The sequence below is a fragment of the Rhizobium sp. CAU 1783 genome, from assembly GCF_054551725.1.
Genome location: NZ_JBTOLM010000001.1, coordinates 303,055 through 322,047, shown reverse-complemented (window position 1 = coordinate 322,047; position 18,993 = coordinate 303,055). Strand labels below are relative to the sequence as shown.

The following is an 18,993-nucleotide window of genomic DNA, read 5'->3' as shown; positions in this document are numbered from 1 at the left end:
GCCGGCCTTACTCGGCCGGGCCGATGGTGATGTCGACCGGCTGGAGGCCGTCGATCTCGCCCAGCACCCGGTCGCCGGGCGAAAGCGGACCGACCCCGGCCGGCGTACCGGTGAAGATGAGATCCCCCGGAACGAGATGATAGAAGCGCGACAGATGGCTGATGAGCTCAGGAACCGACCAGACGAGGTCGCTCAGATGCGCGTCCTGGCGGGTTTCGCCGTTCACCGTCAGTCGGATGCGTTGCGGGCCGATGTCGGCATAATCCGCCGCCCTCACGATCTCGGCGATGGGGGCCGAGTTCTCGAATGCCTTGCCGAGCGACCACGGGCGCTGCTTGGCGCGTTCCGCGAGTTGCAGGTCGCGTCGCGTCAGGTCGAGACCCGCGGCATAGCCGAAGATCGCGTCCGCGGCCTCTTCGGCGCCGATCCGGAAGGCCGGTGCGCCGATGGCGACCACCAGTTCCATCTCGTAGTGAAAATTCGAGGTTCCCGGAGGATAGGGAATTGCGCTGCCGCTCGCGACGATCGCCGAGGCCGGCTTGGTGAAATAGAACGGCGCCTCGCGGTCCACCTCATAGCCCATCTCGGCGGCGTGTTCGGCATAGTTGCGGCCGACGCCGAAGATGCGGTGAACCGGGTAACCGGCCGTCTCGCCCCGGACGGGGACCACGGGAATGGCCGGAATTTCGAAAAGCGTCTTCATCTCTTGCCTCGCACCTCTTCGCACATAGCCCGGTCTCGCGCCGCGCAGCATGCACCGACATAAATCAGGAACCCTGGCGCCTTGCCAGTATCGACGGGTCGGAGGCGCCGGAAAAATGCGCTGGCCACGCTTCAAGTCACACCTCGAAACGACCCTACCCTTTTTTGTTGTCCTAATAAGCGCTAGAGAAAGCGTGTATTAGCGGGGGGAACGCAATCGTGAAACTGGAAATCTATGATCTGCCCGGACATCTGGTGAGGCGCCTCAACCAGGCTTCCGTATCAATCTTCATGGACGAGACGGCGAAGAAGGGCTTCGACCTCACGCCCGTCCAGTATGCCGCGCTGAGCGCGATCGACGCCACGCCGGGCCTCGACCAGGCAACCGTTGCCAACCACATCGCCTATGACCGCGTCACCATCGGCGGGGTCGTCGATCGTCTCGTGCAGAAGGAACTGGTGCGGCGGGAGACCAACCCGAAAGACCGCCGCGCCCGCAACCTTTTCCTGACCGAGAAGGGTGCCGAGACGCTCGCCGAGATCCGCCCGGTCGTCAGGGAGAGCCAGACCATCCTTCTCGAGGGGCTGACCGACGCCGAACGCCAGGAACTGGTTCGCCTGCTGCGCAAGGCAAGCGACGCCGTCAACGATCGAAGCCGGGCGCCGCTGCGCCTCGACTGAAGCTACCGCTCCGCCCCGACCTGCGTCAGGGAACGAGAACCGCCGCTCCCTGGAAACGCCCGTGCCGCAGATCGTCCAGCGCCTCGTTGGCGCGGTCCAGCGGGTAGACGGTGGTGGTCGTCACGACGCCGGCGCGCGGCGCGAGCGCCAGGAACTCGATCGCATCGGCACGGGTGAGATTGGCAACCGACAGGATCTGACGCTCGCCCCAGAGGATGGAATAGGGAAACTGCGGGATGTCGCTCATGTGGATGCCGCCGCAGACGACGCGCCCGCCCTTGGCAACCGCCCGCAAGGCCGCAGGGACCAGGTCGCCGACTGGGGCAAAGATCATCGCCGCGTCGAGCATGGCCGGCGGCGTCTCGTCCGAGCTTCCCGCCCATGTCGCGCCGAGTGATCGTGCCATCGCCTGCGCCGCCGCGTCGCCGGAACGGGTGAAGGCATAAACTTCACGTCCCTGATAGGCACAGACCTGCGCGATGATGTGGGCCGCGGCCCCGAAACCGTAGATCCCGATCCGCCGGCCCTCTCCCACCATCTTGAGCGACCTCCAGCCGATCAGCCCGGCGCACATCAGCGGTGCGGCCGCGATTGGATCGGCAAAGCCGTCGAGCGGAAAGGCATAGGCTTCGTCCGCCACCACATGCGTGGCGAACCCTCCGTCGCGCGTGTAGCCGGTGAAACCCGGGTGGTCGCAAAGGTTTTCCCGACCGCTTTCGCAATAGCTGCAGCAGCCGCATGTATGACCGAGCCAGGGGATGCCGACCCGCCGACCGGGGGCGAGCGAGGTTTCCTCTCCGCAGCTCTCGACGATTCCGACGATCTCGTGGCCAGGCACCAGCGGAAGTTTCGGCTCGGTGAGGTCCCCGTCGACCACATGCAGGTCGGTCCGGCAGACCGCGCAGGCCTCGACCCGCACGACGATTTCACCCGGCCCGGCAACCGGATCGGGCCGCTCTTCCAGCTTCAACGCCTCGCCCGGCCGATGAAGCACCAACGCTTTCATCACATGTCTCCCTGACGCATCGCGCATGACAGCGCGGCTTGCGATCGTCTATGCTGCAAAAGCCTTCATGACGCTGTGATCGGAATCAAGTTCTTTTCGACGTCCATCCCTTCAGCCCGGACAATCCCATGTCATCCGTTGCCACGCCTGTTTCCGTCGACCCTACCGAACTGCATGCCTATTGGAGCCTTCCGCAAAGCGATCTGCTGGCCGATCTCGGCACCGGCGAAAAGGGCTTGTCGACGGACACCGCCCAAGCGCGGCTGAAGCAGGTAGGCGCCAATGTCTTTCGCGACGAGAACCGCTGGCTGGGGCTCCGGATCTTCTTCGGCCAATTCAAGAGCCCGCTCGTCCTTATTCTCGTCGTGGCCGCCGCGATCTCGATCGCGGTCGGCGAATGGCGAGAAGCCATCATCATCACCATCATCATCCTCGCCAGTTCGCTGCTCAGCTTCTACCAGGAATACTCCGCCTCGCGCGCCGTGGAAGAACTCAAGGAGCGGATCGGCTTCAAGGCAAAGGTCTGGCGCGACGGGAAGCTTGGCGCGCTCCCGGCGAGCCTCCTCGTTCCCGGCGACGTCATCGAGCTTGCGGCAGGCGACCTCATTCCCGCTGACGCCGTCATCCTCTCGGCGACCGACCTGTTCGTCAGCCAGTCGGCCCTGACAGGAGAAACTTTCCCCGTGGAGAAGCGCCCCGGCGAGATGTCGAAGGAGGCGGTGCTCGCCAATCGTTCGAACGTCGTCTTCACCGGTTCGTCGGTCCGCAGCGGCATCGGCCGTGCGGTGATCGTCGAAACCGGCTCCGCCACCGAATACGGCACGATCGCCGGTCACCTGCAGGTCGAGCCTCCGGAGACGGATTTCGCCCGTGGCATCCGCCATTTCGGCTACCTGATGACGCGGGTCACGCTGATCATCGTGGTGGTGATCTTTGCCGGCAACCTGCTTCTCGAACGCCCGCTGATCGACTCCCTGCTCTTCGCGCTCGCCATCGCGGTCGGGCTGACCCCGGAACTCCTGCCGGCCATCGTCAGCGTCACGCTGTCGAACGGTGCCCGTCGGATGGCCGCCGGCGGCGTGATCGTCCGCCGTCTCGCCTCGATCGAGAACCTCGGCAGCATGAACCTGCTCTGCACGGACAAGACCGGCACGCTGACCGAGGGCGTCGTGCGGCTGGACCGGCTGGAAGGCCCGCTCGGCACCGCCGACGACACCTTGTTGACTTTCGCCGCCCTCAACGCCCGCCTGCAAAACGGCATGGCAAACCCGCTCGACGACGCGATCAACACGGCGGCGACAGAGGCAGGCACGGACACTTCACAGTTCCGCAAGGTCGGGGAGATCCCTTACGACTTCCTTCGCAAGCGCCTCTCCGTGATCGTCGAGGAGCCCGGCAGGCCGGGCCAGCGGCTGATCACCAAGGGCGCGCTCGCCAACATCCTCGAAATCTCGACGACCTATCTCGATGGCGGAGAAAGCCGCCCGCTGGATGCCGAGACCCGCCAGACTCTCGAGAAGCGTTTCTCCGACTGGAGCGCAGAAGGCTTCCGCGTCCTCGGCCTTGCCGTCCGCCACTTCGATACGCCGCCCGAAACCTATCACCGCGACAGCGAGACCGAGGTGACCTTCGCCGGCTTCCTGCTGTTCAGCGACCCACCGAAGCAGGGCATCGTCGAGACCCTTGCCGCCCTTGCGAAACGCGGCATCGCCGTCAAGGTCATCACCGGCGACAACCGCTACGTCGCCGCCCACCTCGCCCGCTCGGTCGGCCTGTCAGCCGATCATATCCTGACCGGCGAGGAGCTTTCCAACACCGCAGACGAAGCGCTGGCGGCCCTTGCCTCGAAAACGGACCTGTTCGTCGAAATCGACCCCAACCAGAAGCAGCGCATCGTCGCCGCCCTGCGCGGGCGCGGCCATGTCGTCGGCTATCTCGGCGACGGCATCAACGACGCGCCTGCACTCCACGAGGCCGATATCGGCATTTCGGTCGAAGGTGCCGCCGACGTCGCTCAGCAGGCCGCCGATATGGTGCTCGTCGACAAGAACCTCGACGTGCTGCTCGACGGTGTCGACAACGGACGAAAAACCTTCGCCAACACGCTCAAATACGTCTCGACCACCACCAGCGCCAACTTCGGCAACATGATCAGCATGTCGGTCGCCTCCTTCGTGCTGCCCTTCCAGCCCCTGCTCGCCAAACAGATCCTGCTCAACAACTTCCTCTCCGACATCCCGTCGCTGACGATCGCCAGCGATAATGTCGACGAACAGGCCGTCATGCTCCCGCAACGCTGGAACATCGACTACGTACAGCGTTTCATGATCGTCTTCGGTCTGATCAGCACGGTGTTCGACATGCTGACCTTTGGCTTCCTGATGGTGATGACGAAGGAGACGGCGGCGATCTTCCAGACGGGATGGTTCGTGGAGTCGCTGATCACCGAGCTTGCCATCGTGCTGGTCATCCGCACCGCCAAGCCGGCCTGGAAGAGCCGACCGGGACGCTGGCTGCTGATCTCCACGATCGCTGTGATCGCGCTCGCCCTGTCGGTCCCCTACCTGCCCGGCGCCGACTGGTTCGGCTTCGTTCCGCTGCCGCCGGGGGTGCTCGCCGGCCTTGCGATCATCACGCTGCTCTATCTGATCGCCTCCGAAGTCGCCAAGCACTGGTTCTTCGCCCATGAGCACACGCGCAGAACCACGCACCAGCACCCGCGCCGGCGTCGCGCGGCGAAACATACGCGCCGTGTCAGCACCGTGTGAAACCGGACGTTAATCCCCCTCGGATTAGCGTCCGCGGCAGTCGGCTTTCCGCCGTGACAGGCGGGACCCCGGCGACGACGTCTCCTTCGTCCGTCCTGCGGAAGGCTTGGAGTCGTCGCCGAAAAATGCAACAAAAGAACGCATCGGGGAGTTAGGGCTAAAGACCGGAGGATCGGGCAGGCATCGCCGTATTCGCCAGATACCGCGTCTCTTCTCCGGCAGCGCCGCGCCGAAATCCCTTCGTCCGCCAAACCGAAAGGCAAAGCAGAACATGACCGTGAAGATTGTACCCGTCATCATGGCGGGAGGAAAAGGAACCCGCCTCTGGCCGCTGTCGCGCGCCACTGCTGCCAAACAGTTCATCCGCTTCATCGGTGACAAGACCCTCTTCCAGGGGACGCTCGACCGGGTATCCGACCCCGAACTCTACGAACCACCGCTTGTCGTCACCAACGAGGAGTTCCGCTTCCTCGTCGCCGAACAAGCCCGCGAAGAAGGCATCAGGCTCTCAGGGATCGTGCTGGAACCAGAAGCCCGCAACACGGCGGCAGCCGTTGCCGTGGCAGCGCTGATCGCTGCCGATCTCTACGGCAAGGATGCCGTTGTACAGGTGCTGCCCTCCGACCACGACATCGTCGCCGACGACACCTATCGCAATTGCGTGGCGACTGCGGCAGCGGCGGCCCGGACCGGCAAGATCGTCACCTTCGGCATAACCCCGAACGAACCGGCGACCGGCTACGGCTACATCGAGCTGGGCGACGCGCTGCCCGGCGGCGCCCATGCCGTCAAGCGCTTCGTCGAGAAACCGAAGCTCGCAGACGCCGAGAAGATGCTGGCGTCCGGCAACTTCTTCTGGAATTCGGGCATGTTCGTCTTCAGTGCAGAGCACATGCTCGCCGAACTGCGCACCCTCGCCCCGGAAGTCGTCGCCGCCTCGGAAAAATCGGTCGAGAAATCGACGAAGGATCTCGATTTTATCCGCCTCGACGCCGCCGCCTTCGCCGAGAATCCGAACATCTCCATCGACTATGCGGTGATGGAAAAGACGCCGAATGCCGCAGTCGTCCCCTCGCCGATCACCTGGTCCGACCTCGGCAGCTGGGACGCTGTGTGGAAGATCGGTGAAGCCGATGCGGACGGCAACGTGGTGAGCGGCAACGCCACCCTGGTGAATACCCGCAACTCGCTGGTCATGTCCCGCGACAATCATCTGGCCGTGCAGGGTATGGAAGGCGTGGCCGTCATTGCGAGCGAGGACGCCGTCTATGTCGGCCGCCTCGACGACAGCCAGCAGGTCGGCAACCTCGTCAAGCTGCTCGCTGCCGACAAGAAGACCGCGGCACTGACGGAGAACCATCCGACGTCGCTGCGCCCCTGGGGCGGCTACACCTCGATCCTCAACGGCGAGCGCTTCCAGGTGAAGCGCCTCTTCGTCCATCCGGGCAAGAAGCTGTCGCTGCAGAAGCACCACCACCGCTCGGAGCACTGGATCTGTGTCAAGGGCGCCGCGGAAGTCACCATCGACGACAAGGTGATGATGCTGCACGAGAACCAGTCGGTCTACATCCCGCAGGGCGCCGTGCACCGCCTCGGCAATCCCGGCAAGATCCTCCTCGAATTGATTGAGATCCAGACTGGATCCTATCTCGGCGAGGACGACATCATCCGCCTCGTCGACGAGTTCGGCCGGAGCTGAGCGTTCGGGGCCCTCGGAGGCCACCAACCTTTCATCCAGGACCCGCGGAACCATGTTCCGCGGGTCTTTTCATTTTCAGCGCTGTTATCCTGCGTCTTTATGACCCCGCTTTTGCCCGACCACGCCGGTTGCGGAGCCAAGCAAGATGGATTAATGACTGACCGGACAGTCATTAACAGTTGAACAGAACGATGACCGAAAGAACCCGCAGACGGCGCGACCCCGAGGAGCGGCGCGCAGAAATCCTTGCCGCTGCGTTCGCGCTGTTTTCCGAACGCGGTTTCGCCGCCACACGCATCGAAGACGTTGCCGCCCGCGCCGGCATCGCCAAGGGCACCGTCTACCTTCATTTTCCGGACAAGGAGGCGCTCTTCACCTCGCTCGCCTCCGGCATGGCCTCGCCGATCCTCGCCCGCATGGCCGAGATGGCGAACAATGACAGGATCCCGCCGCGGACGGTCATTGCCGGCCTCTATGCCATGGCCGACAGCGAGATCCTCGGCACCGACCGCCGGCACATGCTTCGTCTCCTGATCTCGGAGGGGCAGTTCTTCCCGGTCGTCGCGGAATTCTATCATCGCAACGTCCTTTCCGTCGGCCTTGCCCTCCTGCGCCGCGTGCTCGAACGGGCCGTCGAACGCGGAGAACTGCGCAACCCGAAGATCGCCACCGTACCGCAATTGGTCTTCGCTCCGGTCCTGATGGCGGTCATCTGGAAATCGCTGTTCGAGCCCTACGAACATCTCGACACCAGGGCCGTGTTCGAAACCTTCCTCGAAACCCTGTTCCTGCCCTCCGAAGGAGAGGCGCCATGAAACGCGTCATTCTGCTCGCCGCCCTCGTCGCCCTCGCGCTCATCGCCGTGCCGTTCTACCTGGGCAACCATGCCGAACGGCCTTACCAGGGATGGATCGAGGCGGACCTCCTGTTCATCGGCCCGGAAAGTGCCGGGCGCCTCGCGACGGTCACCGTCGCGGAAGGCGACGCGGTCGAGAAAGGCAAACTGCTGTTTGCGACCGAGGACACTGCAGCCCGCGCATTGGTCGCGGCGAAAGAGGCGAGCTACGAGGCGCTTCAGGCCCAGCACGATCTCGCGGTCGCCGCGCAGAAGCGGCCGGAGGAAATCACCATCCTGAAGGCCTCCGAGCGCCAGGCTGAAGCCCAGCTGTCCCTCTCGGAGCAGGAACTGAACCGCATGCGCGCGCTTGCCGACAGCGGCACGGCGACCCGCGCCAATCTCGATGCGGCGATTGCGGCCGAGGCGGCAAATCGCGCCGCCCTCGACAACATCCGCGGGCAGATCGCACTGGCAGGCCTGCCCGCCCGCTCTGAAACGATCCGCCAGGCCGAGCGGACGATGGAAGCGGCAAAGGCAGACCTCGCTTCCGCCCGCGATGCGCTGGAACGGCTATCCGTCGAGGCGCCGGTCGGCGGCAGCGTCCAGACGCTTTACTACAAGGCGGGCGAAGTCGTGCCCGCTGGCCGTCCCGTCGTCGCGCTTCTGGCACCGGACGCCGTGCGCATACGCTACTTCGTCGCGGAAACCGACATCACCCGCTTCGCCCTCGGACAAACGGTGAATGTCTCCTGCGACGGCTGCGCCACCACGGCTGCAAAGGTCAGCTTCATATCCGGTGAAGCCGAATACACGCCGCCGGAAATCTACAGCCTCGAAGAACGGGCGAAGCTCGTCTACCGGGTCGAAGCGATCCCCGAGCATCCGGAAAAGCTGCGGATCGGCATGCCCGTCGACGTCACGATGGCGAGCACGTCGAAATGACCGAGGCCTCCGCCCCCTCTGAACCTGTCATCGACGTCACCGATCTGACCAAGAGCTTCGGCGACCGCGTCGTCGTCGACAAGCTCTCGCTCAAGGTCCGCAAGGGCTCCATCCACGGCTTCCTCGGGCCGAACGGCTCCGGCAAGACGACGACGATCCGCATGCTCTGCGGCCTTCTCACGCCGGACAGCGGCAGCGGCACCTGCCTCGGCTACGACATCCTCACCCAGTCGGAAGCGATCCGCCGCCGGGTCGGATATATGACGCAGAAATTCTCGCTCTACCAGGACCTGTCGATCCGAGAAAATCTCGAATTCGTCGCTCGCGTCTACAATCTGGACGACCCGAAGCGGAAGGCCCGCGATGCCATCGAACGGCTCGGCCTGTCGGGCCGCGAAAACCAGCTCGCTGGCAATCTGTCCGGCGGCTGGAAGCAGCGGCTGGCGCTCGGCGCCTGCATTCTGCCCGAACCGGACCTCCTGCTGCTCGACGAGCCGACCGCCGGCGTCGATCCGAAGGCACGACGCGAGTTCTGGAGCGAGATCCATGCGCTCGCCGCCGAGGGCCTGTCCGTGCTCGTTTCCACCCACTACATGGACGAGGCGGAACGCTGTCACGAGATCGCCTACATGGCCTATGGCAAGCTCCTCGTGCGCGGGACAGTCGACGAGGTGATCGCCTCGACGGGACTGCACACCTGGACCGTGTCCGGCCCGGGTGTGCACAGGTTGCAGCCGGAGCTGGAGGCGATCGCCGGCATCGACATGGTAGCCCCCTTCGGCACCAGCCTGCATGTCTGCGGCCGCGACGAGGCCGCCCTGCTTGCCGCGATCGCGCCCTTCCGGGCGCGTTCCGACCTGCAATGGGCGCCGAGCGAGCCCACGCTCGAAGACACATTCATCGAACTGATGAACCGTTCGGAGGACAATTTCCAATGACGACACGACGGTTCGAGGACGGCTTTCTTCGCCGCTTCTGGGCGATGACGATCAAGGAATTCATCCAGATGACGCGCGACCGGATCACGCTCGCCACCATGGTGATGATCCCGGTCATGCAGCTCTTCCTGTTCGGCTTCGCCATCAACACCACACCGCACCATCTGCCGACCGCCGTCCTGATGCGCGAGAACAGTGATCTCGGTCGCTCCATCCTCGCCGCCCTCGAAAACACCGAATTCTTCGATATTCGCGGTATCGTGACTCGCTCGGAGGACATGGACCGCCTGCTCGAATCCGGCCGGGCACTCTTCGTCGTCGAGATCCCGGAAGGCTTCGAGCGGGCCGTCAGGCGGGGCGAAAGCCCGGCGCTCCTGGTCGCGGCCGATGCCACCGACCCCGTCGCGGCAAGCTCCGCGCTCGGCGCCCTGTCAGGCATCATAACCAGCGCGCTCGAACACGACCGCATGGTATCGATTTCCGAGGCGAGCAAGCCCCCCTTCACCATCGTCCAGCATCGCCGCTACAATCCGGCCGGCTCCTCGACCCTCAACATCGTCCCCGGCCTGCTCGGCACCATCCTGACCATGACGCTGCTGATCTTCACCGCGCTTTCGGTCACCCGGGAACTGGAACGGGGCACCATGGAAAACCTGCTCTCCATGCCGATCAAGCCGATCGAGATCATGCTGGGCAAGATCGCCCCTTATGTCGTCATCGGCCTTGTGCAGGCCATCATCATCATCACCGCGGGCTATTTCGTCTTCCGGGTGCCCATTCTCGGTAGCCCGCTCGCGCTCGCTGGGGTCACTGCCCTCTTCGTCGTCTCCAACCTGTCGATCGGCTACACCTTCTCGACGATCGCCACCAACCAGCTGCAGGCGGTGCAGATGGCCATGATGTTCTTCCTGCCGAACATCCTTCTGTCGGGCTTCATGTTCCCCTTTGCCGGCATGCCGAACTGGGGCCAGTGGATCGGCGAGGCGCTACCTCTCACCCATTACATCCGCGTCGTGCGGGCCATCATGCTGAAGGGCGCGTCGATCGACGTACTGGCCTACGACACGCTGGCTCTGGTCTTCCTCACCATCGTCGCGATGACGATTGCCGTCCGGCGCTTCCGCCGCACGCTCGACTGAGACCGGCAGATCGGGCAGGAAGCGGCCCGCCGGCGGATCGACGGCCTTGCTTTATGACGCTGCATTGCACAAGATCGCACTTTAGCCCGGCAAAAAGAACAACGGGCAAAGAGGGCGAACAGCGCATATGTCGATCAAGGCGAGCATCTATCATCTCACCCACTACAAGTACGACAAGCCGGTCCGGCTCGGGCCACAGATCATCCGGCTGAAACCGGCCCCCCATTCCCGGACCAAGGTGCTGAGCCATTCGCTGAAGGTCACGCCCGCCAATCACTTCGTGAACCTGCAGCAGGATCCCTACGGCAACTACCAGGCCCGCTTCGTCTTCCCCGACCCGGTCACCGAATTCAAGATCGAGGTCGATCTCGTCGCCGACATGACCGTCTACAATCCCTTCGACTTCTTCGTCGAGGAAGAGGCGACCAAGTGGCCCTTCGACTATCCGGCCGACATCCGCGACGACCTGAAGATCTACATGACGCCGGAGCCGGACACCCCGGCGCTGGCCGCCTTCATGGAAACGCTCGACAAGACACCGGGCCAGGGCACCGTCGACATGGTCGTCGGCCTCAACGCCGCCCTTCAGCAGAAGATCGGCTACGTCATTCGCATGGAGCCCGGGGTCCAGACGCCGGAAGATACGCTGACCATCGGCCAGGGTTCATGCCGCGATACAAGCTGGCTGCTCGTCCAGGTGCTCCGCCGCCTCGGCCTCGCCGCCCGTTTCGTCTCCGGCTACCTGATCCAGCTGAAACCCGACCTCAAGGCACTCGATGGCCCGTCCGGTACCGAGGTCGATTTCACCGACCTCCACGCCTGGGCGGAAGTCTATCTTCCCGGCGCCGGCTGGGTCGGCCTCGACCCGACCTCGGGTCTCCTGACCGGGGAAAGCCATATTCCCCTTTCGGCCACGCCGCACTATCGCAACGCCGCCCCGATTTCCGGCGGATATTTCGGCCACGCCAACACCGAATTCCATTTCGACATGACGGTGAAGCGGGTCGCAGAGCATCCGCGCATCACCAAACCCTTTTCCGACGAGAGCTGGGACGCCCTCAACGATCTAGGCCATCGCGTTGATGCGGAACTGAAGGCGCGCGACGTCCGCCTCACGATGGGCGGCGAGCCGACCTTCGTGTCGATCGACGATTTCCAGTCCGACGAATGGAACACCGCCGCCGTCGGCCCGACCAAGCGCGACAAGGCCGACACGTTGATCCGGCGGCTTCGCGAACGCTTCGCACCCGGAGGTTTCCTGCATTACGGCCAGGGCAAGTGGTACCCGGGCGAGAGCCTGCCCCGCTGGACCTTCTCGCTCTACTGGCGCAAGGACGGCCGGCCCATCTGGCAAAACCCTGAACTCGTGGCCGAAGAAGGCAAACGCTATGATGTGACCGCAGACGATGCAGGCCGGATGCTCGGCGAAATCGCTGCTGCCCTCGGCATCGAGACGGAGATGGTCGTGCCCGCCTATGAGGATCCCGGCGAATGGATCCTCAAGGAAGCCAATCTTCCCGACAATGTCGACCCCGCCAACTCCAAGCTGAAGGATCCGGAAGAACGCAGCCGTATCGCCAGGGTCTTCGAGCGCGGGCTGACGGAGCCGAGTGGCTATGTGCTGCCGGTCCAGACCTGGAACAGCAAGGCCACCGGCAAGCGCTGGGTCAGCGAAAAATGGAAGACCCGCCGCGGCCGGATCTTCCTCGTACCCGGCGACAGTCCCGTGGGCTACCGCCTGCCGCTCGGCGCCCTGCCCTATGTCCCGCCGTCGCAATTTCCATATATCCACCCCGCCGATCCGAGCGAGCAGCGGGGACCTCTGCCGGAGGTCGTTGAGCCCGCCGGCCGCACCATGCCCGAAGCCTCGTTCCAGGTGGACGACACGATCCAGCAGGGCCGCGTCGAGCAGGTACTCGGCGAGATCGGCGGCGCGGTGCGCACCGCCATGTCAGTCGAGGTCCGCGACGGGCGCCTGAGCATGTTCATGCCGCCGGTGGAGCGGGTCGAGGACTATCTCGAACTGGTCGCCGCCGCCGAACACGCGGCAGCCACCCTCGGCCTGCCCGTTCATATCGAAGGCTACGCGCCGCCGCATGACGAACGCATCAACGTCATCCGCGTCGCCCCCGATCCGGGCGTCATCGAGGTCAACATCCATCCAGCCGCAAATTGGGACGACTGCGTGTCGATCACCACCGCCGTCTACGAGGAGGCAAGGCAGTCACGCCTCGGCGCCGACAAGTTCATGATCGACGGTCGCCACACCGGCACCGGCGGCGGCAACCACGTCGTCGTGGGCGGCGCCAATCCGAACGACAGCCCCTTCCTGCGCCGGCCCGATCTCCTGAAGAGCCTGGTGCTCCACTGGCAGCGCCACCCGTCGCTCTCCTATCTGTTCTCGGGTCTCTTCATCGGCCCCACCAGTCAGGCACCGCGCATCGACGAGGCCCGCCACGACAGCCTCTACGAACTCGAGATCGCCATGGCGCAGATCCCCATGCCCGGATCGGGCGGCTTGCCGCCCCTGCCCTGGCTGGTCGACCGCCTGTTCCGCAACCTGCTGATCGACGTGACCGGAAATACCCATCGCTCCGAGATCTGTATCGACAAGCTGTTCTCACCCGACGGTCCGACCGGCCGCCTCGGCCTCGTCGAATTCCGTGGCTTCGAAATGCCGCCGAATGCCCGCATGTCGCTCGCCCAGCAGCTTCTGGTCCGCGCCCTCATCGCGAGATTCTGGAAGAACCCGACCGGCGGCACGTTTGTCCGATGGGGCACCGCGCTGCACGACCGCTTCATGCTGCCGCATTACATCTGGCAGGATTTCCTCGAAGTGCTGGCGGACCTGCGCGACAACGGCTTCGACTTCAAGCCGGAGTGGTTTGCCGCCCAGCTCGAATTCCGCTTCCCCTTCTTCGGCGAGGTTGAATACGGCGAGTCGCGCCTGGAACTGAGACAGGCGCTCGAACCGTGGCACGTCATGGGCGAACAAGGCGCGATCGGCGGTACCGTCCGCTACGTCGATTCGTCCGTCGAGCGCCTTCAGGTGCGGCTGGAGACCGGCAATCCGGAGCGCTACGCCATCGCCTGCAACGGGCGCCGCGTTCCCCTGACGAAGACCGGCACCAACGGCGTCTCGGTCGGCGGCGTGCGCTACAAGGCCTGGCAGCCGGCCTCCGGCCTGCATCCCGTACTGCCGGTCAACACACCGCTAACATTTGACGTCTATGATCTCTGGTCGGGCCGTTCGATCGGTGGCTGCGTCTACCATGTCGCGCATCCGGGCGGGCGGAACTACGACACATTCCCTGTGAATGGGAATGAAGCGGAGGCAAGGCGGCTTGCGCGTTTCGAACCTTGGGGCCATACAGCGAGCAATTATCCGCTGTGGCCGGAGACGGTATCGCCGGAATTTCCCCACACACTGGACTTGCGGCGACCTCAAGGTATTTGACTAGATGGCGAACCAACCGGCAGCGGAAAGAGGCCCGGCAGACGAAGAGATGACAGAGGCGCGGACCGCAGGTTATCGCGCGCTTCCGGGCGCCGCCGACGAGATGCTCGATGCGGAGGGCAAGATCCGGCCGGTCTGGCAGTCTTTCGTTGCGGCCCTCGACCGCATGTCGGAGCACGACCTGCGTGAACGCTTCGCCCGCGCCGACCGCTATCTGCGCGATGCCGGCGTCTTCTATCGGGCCTATGGCGCGGCCGGCTCCAGCGAGCGCGTCTGGCCGTTCTCCCACATTCCCGTCCTGATCGACGAGAAGGAATGGAACGTGCTCGCCGAGGGGCTGGTGCAGCGCGCCGACCTGCTCGAGGCTGTCGTCGCGGACATCTACAGCGACAACAGGCTTGTCGAACAGGGTTTCCTGCCGCCCGCGCTCGTGGCCTCCAACCCGGAATTCCTGCGTCCTCTGGTCGGCGTCAAGCCGGCCGGCGGCCACTACCTGCATTTCTGTTCCTTCGAGATCGGCCGCGGTCCCGACGGCAACTGGTGGGTGCTCGCCGATCGCACGCAGGCCCCCTCGGGCGCCGGCTTCGCGCTGGAAAACCGCGTGGCCACGACGCGCGCCTTTTCCGACGTCTACGGTGAAAGCCATGTCCACCGGCTGGCCTCCTTCTTCGGGGCTTTCCGAGAGGCCCTCCAGGCCCACAAGCAGAACCGCGACGACCGCATCGCCGTTCTTTCGCCCGGCCCGGCGAACGAAACCTATTTCGAGCACGCCTACATTGCCCGCTATCTCGGCATCATGCTGCTCGAAGGCGAGGATCTCGCCGTCGTCAACGGGCGCGTCATGGTGCGCACCGTCGCCGGACTGAAACCGATCAGCGTTCTGTGGCGGCGCCTCGACGCGGCCTATGCCGATCCGCTCGAACTCAACCAGAATTCGCATATCGGCACGCCGGCCATGGTCCAGGCGCTGCGCAACGGCTCGGTCACATTCGTCAACGCGCTGGGCTCCGGCATTCTCGAAACCCGGGCCTTCCTCGCCTTCATGCCGACGATCTGTCGCCACCTGCTGGGCGAGGATCTGAAACTGCCCTCAATCGCCACCTGGTGGTGCGGCCAGAAATCGGAACGCGAACATGTCGCGCGCAATCTGGACCGCATGGTCATCGGCCCCGCCTATTCCCGCCTGCCCTTCTTCGACGACAATGGTCGTTCCGTGCTGGGGTCGCGTCTTCACGGCAACTCCAAGCTCTCGACCGCCGAGTGGCTGGACACCGAGGGCAGCAATCTCGTCGGTCAGGAGGTCGTCACGCTTTCCACGACGCCGGCGTTGGTCGACGGCAAGCTCATGCCGCGCCCCATGTCGCTACGCGTCTACGCGGCCCGCACCCGCGACGGCTGGCAGATCATGCCAGGCGGTTTTGCCCGCATCGGTTCCGGCAACGACGTCACCGCGATCGCCATGCAGTCGGGCGGCAGCGCTGCCGACGTCTGGATCGTCTCGGAAAAGCCCGTTGACCGGACCTCCCTCCTGCCGGCAGAGGAGAACTTCACCCGCAACATGCCCGGCAGCCTGCCGAGCCGCGCGGCCGACAATCTCTACTGGCTCGGCCGCTACATTGAGCGTGCGGAAGGGGCGCTGCGCATCCTGCGCGCCTGGCACGGCCGCTTCGCCGAATCTGCCGACCCCAAGCAGCCGCTGCTCGCCTATGTGACGCGCTACATGACGGCCCTCGACATCGACATGGAACGCGGCGTGCCGGAAAGCCTGCTGCGCAACATCGACAGCGCCGTCTATTCGGCCAGCAACATCCGCGATCGCTTCTCGCCCGACGGCTGGCTGGCGCTCAACGACCTCGCCAAGACCGCTCGGCGCTTCCACGATGCGGTCACCCGCGGCGACGACGCCTCGCATGCGATGACGGTGCTGCTGCGCAAGCTTGCGGGCTTTGCCGGCCTCGTGCATGAAAACATGTACCGTTTCACCGGCTGGCGCTTCCTGACGGTTGGCCGCTTCCTCGAGCGCGGCCTCCACATGACCCGACTGCTCGGCCATATGACAGCCGATGACGCCCCCGATGGCGCGCTCGACATGCTGCTCGAGATCGGCGACAACGTCATGACACACCGCCGTCGCTACAATGTCAGCACGGCCAAGCTGACGGTGACGGACCTTCTGGCGCTTGATCCGTTGAACCCGCGTTCCATCCTGTTCCAGCTCAACGAGATCCGCACCGAGGTAGAACAACTGCCGAATGCCTTCACCAACGGACAGATGTCGCCCTTCTACCGCGAAACCATGCGCCTCCATTCAGGCCTGGCGGTGATGACCCCGGAGACCATGACACCAGAGGTTTATGCGGCCCTCGAGCGTGACCTGGAAAAGCTCTCCGACCTGCTCGCCAACACCTATCTCGGATAACCGGATGCTCTACGACCTCTCGCTGCATATCGGCTATCTCTACGAGGTCCCGGCTTTCGGCGCGCATCACATCCTGCGGCTGCTGCCGCTGTCCCTGCCCGACCGCCAGCGCCTAGTCGCCGGCACAGTGACCGCCGATCCGAAGCCGGACGAAACCGCCAACTTCACCGACTTCTTCCGCCATCCGGCAACGTACGTGACCTATCGCTCGTCCCACGAGAAGCTCGACATCCGCATGCAGGCGCGCGTGTCGGTACAGCCCCAGGCCCTTACTGCCGACTTCTCGCCGATCCTTTCCAGGATGCCGGAGGAACTGGCCGACTGCTGGTCGCTCGGCCCCGACTCGCCGCACCACTTTCTCGGCGCAAGCCCGCGGCTCGGTGCGGAACCACTGATTGCCGACTATGCCCGTTCCGGCTTGAGGTCTGGCCATACGGTTCGCCAGATTGCCGAGCTCATCTGCGCCCGCATCCATGCGGACTTCAAATACGACCCAGACGCCACGACAGTGGACACACTCCCGATCGAATCCTTTTCGCTGAAGCGTGGCGTCTGCCAGGACTTTGCTCACGTCATGATCATCGCACTGCGGAGCCTCGGCATCCCCGCCGGCTATGTGAGCGGCTTCCTGAGAACGATTCCGCCGCCGGGCAAGGAACGTCTGGAAGGCGCCGATGCGATGCATGCCTGGGTGCGCGTCTGGTGCGGGGAAACCGCCGGATGGATAGAACTCGACCCCACCAACAACATCGCGGTCAGCAGCGACCACATCGTCACCTCCTACGGGCGCGACTATTCCGACGTGGCGCCAGTGATCGGGGTCCTCAAGAGCTACGGCAGCCACAAGACCGCCCAGGCGGTAGATGTTATTCCGGTAAAATAGCATTTCACCATATTGAATTGACGGCTTCACTACAAATTTAGCGAATCCCTTAAGTCGAAAATCAGAGTTTCCGGGTATCCGTTATCCAAAGTGTACCTTTTGGACGGATGACCATGATGATCGACACCAGAAAAAGGCACTCCCTCTACCGCGGATTCATGAAGGATCGCGGCGGTAATTTCGGGATGATGACCGCGATTCTACTTCCCGTGCTGCTGGCCAGCACGGGCGTTGCCCTGGACCTTGCAAAGCTGGTCCAGACCCGATCTGCCCTGCAGGACGCGGCGGACTCCGCGGCGCTTTCCGCCGCCTCAGCACTTGCCGGCAAGGGCATCACCGACGAAGAAGCCATCGAGCTCGCCAAACAGTTCTTGGCGGCACAGTTCAAGAACATCAGCTCCACCGGCTCGGACACGCTTCCCGAAGAGGAACAGCTCGAATACGAGAAAGTCGGCGACACCGCCCTGGCAAGCGTCGAGCGCACAACGGGCTCAGGTGGTGCGAGCAAGACCTACGAGGTCACCATCACCGGCCAGTATGACGTGGCGATGAGCAGCTTCACCCAGCTGCTCGGATACGACAAGGTTCGCGTCAGCGTCTCGAGCACTTCGGAAAGCACGACCGAGAGCAAGAATGCCCTGTCAATGTACCTCGTCCTCGACCGCTCGGGTTCGATGGCTGAGAACACGGACACCGTGAACGCCGCCCAGCCGACCAAGACCGAAAGCTATGACTGCAGCTACCAGAGTGGCTGGAAGTGGGTTAGCAAGACCTGCACCCGCGAGGTCACCAACTACGTCATCAAGATCGATGCGCTGAAGCTCGCCGTCGCGGACCTTACGACGACGCTGGATACCGCGGATCCCGAAAAGAAGTATGTCCGCACAGCCGCCATCTCGTACAACTCGTCCAGTCAGACACCGACCACATTCACGTGGGGCACCACGACCGCTCTGAACTATGTCAAGGCACTGACCGCGACAGGGGGCACTGACTCGTCCAACGCCTTCAAGACCGCCTACCAGAAGGTCACGGCGGCGTCGGAAGTGAACGCGCACATCGCCAAGAACGGCCAGAAGACGCCGGGCAAATTCATCGTCTTCATGACCGATGGCGACAACAACTACACGAGTGCGGACACCTCCACCAAGAGCTGGTGTGACTCTGCCAGAACCGCCAGTGTCGAGGTCTACACGGTTGCCTTCATGGCGCCGACACGCGGCCAGGAACTGCTGAAATACTGCGCCACCGATACGTCGCACTACTACGACGCCAAGAACGCCACGGACCTCATGGCGGCGTTCAAGGAGATCGGCGAGAAGGCCGCCACCGCGGCGACCCGCCTGACGCAGTAAAGCGCGCGCCAGCCGCGCGAGGGCATGGGGAATACGCACTTTTGGGGCCGCGTTTCGAACGGAAACGCGGCCTTTTTTGTCACGTGGCCTGGCATTGCCCAAGGATATAAATTTCAGTCACTTGGAAGCCGCATCCATCAATTAAAACGATTTTATCAAATGCCGA

At 64.0% G+C, this 18,993-nt stretch carries 13 protein-coding genes; 11 read left to right on the top strand and 2 right to left on the bottom strand.

Translation table 11 applies throughout. The annotated features are described in order from the left end of the window. Positions 1–7 precede the first annotated feature (7 nt). A complete protein-coding gene (locus ACX93L_RS01350; RefSeq protein ID WP_459403179.1) occupies positions 8–703 on the bottom strand; it encodes a fumarylacetoacetate hydrolase family protein in 696 nt (231 codons plus the stop codon). A 218-nt stretch (positions 704–921) separates the two neighbouring features. Here ACX93L_RS01350 and ACX93L_RS01345 point away from each other — a divergent pair, with 218 nt between their 5' ends. Beyond that, positions 922–1,383, top strand: a complete 462-nt coding sequence (locus tag ACX93L_RS01345) for a MarR family winged helix-turn-helix transcriptional regulator (protein WP_459403178.1) — start codon at positions 922–924, stop codon at positions 1,381–1,383. 25 nt (positions 1,384–1,408) lie between these two features. Here ACX93L_RS01345 and ACX93L_RS01340 read toward each other — a convergent pair whose 3' ends face one another. Next, positions 1,409–2,389: a zinc-dependent alcohol dehydrogenase family protein gene (locus ACX93L_RS01340; RefSeq protein WP_459403177.1), complete on the bottom strand. Its 981-nt coding sequence runs from the start codon at positions 2,387–2,389 to the stop codon at positions 1,409–1,411. A 128-nt stretch (positions 2,390–2,517) separates the two neighbouring features. On the opposite strand from ACX93L_RS01340, the gene mgtA reads away from it, so the two are divergent. The 10 genes from mgtA (at position 2,518) to ACX93L_RS01290 (ending at position 18,827) form a co-directional block, all read left to right on the top strand. Continuing rightward, on the top strand, positions 2,518–5,157 hold the full coding sequence (gene mgtA / locus ACX93L_RS01335; RefSeq protein ID WP_459403176.1) for a magnesium-translocating P-type ATPase: 2,640 nt from the start codon (positions 2,518–2,520) through the stop codon (positions 5,155–5,157). 271 nt (positions 5,158–5,428) lie between these two features. Beyond that, a complete protein-coding gene (locus ACX93L_RS01330; protein ID WP_459403175.1) occupies positions 5,429–6,856 on the top strand; it encodes a mannose-1-phosphate guanylyltransferase/mannose-6-phosphate isomerase in 1,428 nt (475 codons plus the stop codon). A 191-nt stretch (positions 6,857–7,047) separates the two neighbouring features. After that, on the top strand, positions 7,048–7,671 hold the full coding sequence (locus tag ACX93L_RS01325; protein ID WP_459403174.1) for a TetR/AcrR family transcriptional regulator: 624 nt from the start codon (positions 7,048–7,050) through the stop codon (positions 7,669–7,671). Beyond that, positions 7,668–8,636, top strand: coding sequence for an HlyD family secretion protein (locus ACX93L_RS01320; protein WP_459403173.1), 969 nt, complete (start codon positions 7,668–7,670; stop codon positions 8,634–8,636). The genes ACX93L_RS01325 and ACX93L_RS01320 overlap by 4 nt, the downstream gene beginning before the upstream one ends. Further along, positions 8,633–9,574 (top strand): ABC transporter ATP-binding protein, encoded by a 942-nt coding sequence (locus ACX93L_RS01315; protein ID WP_459403172.1) that lies wholly within the window; start codon positions 8,633–8,635, stop codon positions 9,572–9,574. Before ACX93L_RS01320 ends, ACX93L_RS01315 begins: the two co-directional genes overlap by 4 nt. Beyond that, a complete protein-coding gene (locus ACX93L_RS01310; RefSeq protein ID WP_459403171.1) occupies positions 9,571–10,713 on the top strand; it encodes an ABC transporter permease in 1,143 nt (380 codons plus the stop codon). The genes ACX93L_RS01315 and ACX93L_RS01310 overlap by 4 nt, the downstream gene beginning before the upstream one ends. 127 nt (positions 10,714–10,840) lie before the next feature. Continuing rightward, positions 10,841–14,170: a transglutaminase family protein gene (locus tag ACX93L_RS01305; RefSeq protein WP_459403170.1), complete on the top strand. Its 3,330-nt coding sequence runs from the start codon at positions 10,841–10,843 to the stop codon at positions 14,168–14,170. A gap of 4 nt (positions 14,171–14,174) precedes the next feature. After that, on the top strand, positions 14,175–16,589 hold the full coding sequence (locus tag ACX93L_RS01300) for a circularly permuted type 2 ATP-grasp protein (RefSeq protein ID WP_459403169.1): 2,415 nt from the start codon (positions 14,175–14,177) through the stop codon (positions 16,587–16,589). 4 nt (positions 16,590–16,593) lie between these two features. After that, entirely contained in the window at positions 16,594–17,472 is an 879-nt protein-coding gene (locus ACX93L_RS01295; protein WP_459403168.1) for a transglutaminase family protein, read from the top strand. Positions 17,473–17,657: 185 nt separating this feature from the next. Then, complete coding sequence (locus tag ACX93L_RS01290) at positions 17,658–18,827, top strand: vWA domain-containing protein (protein WP_459403167.1); 1,170 nt, start codon at positions 17,658–17,660, stop codon at positions 18,825–18,827. Positions 18,828–18,993 lie beyond the last annotated feature (166 nt).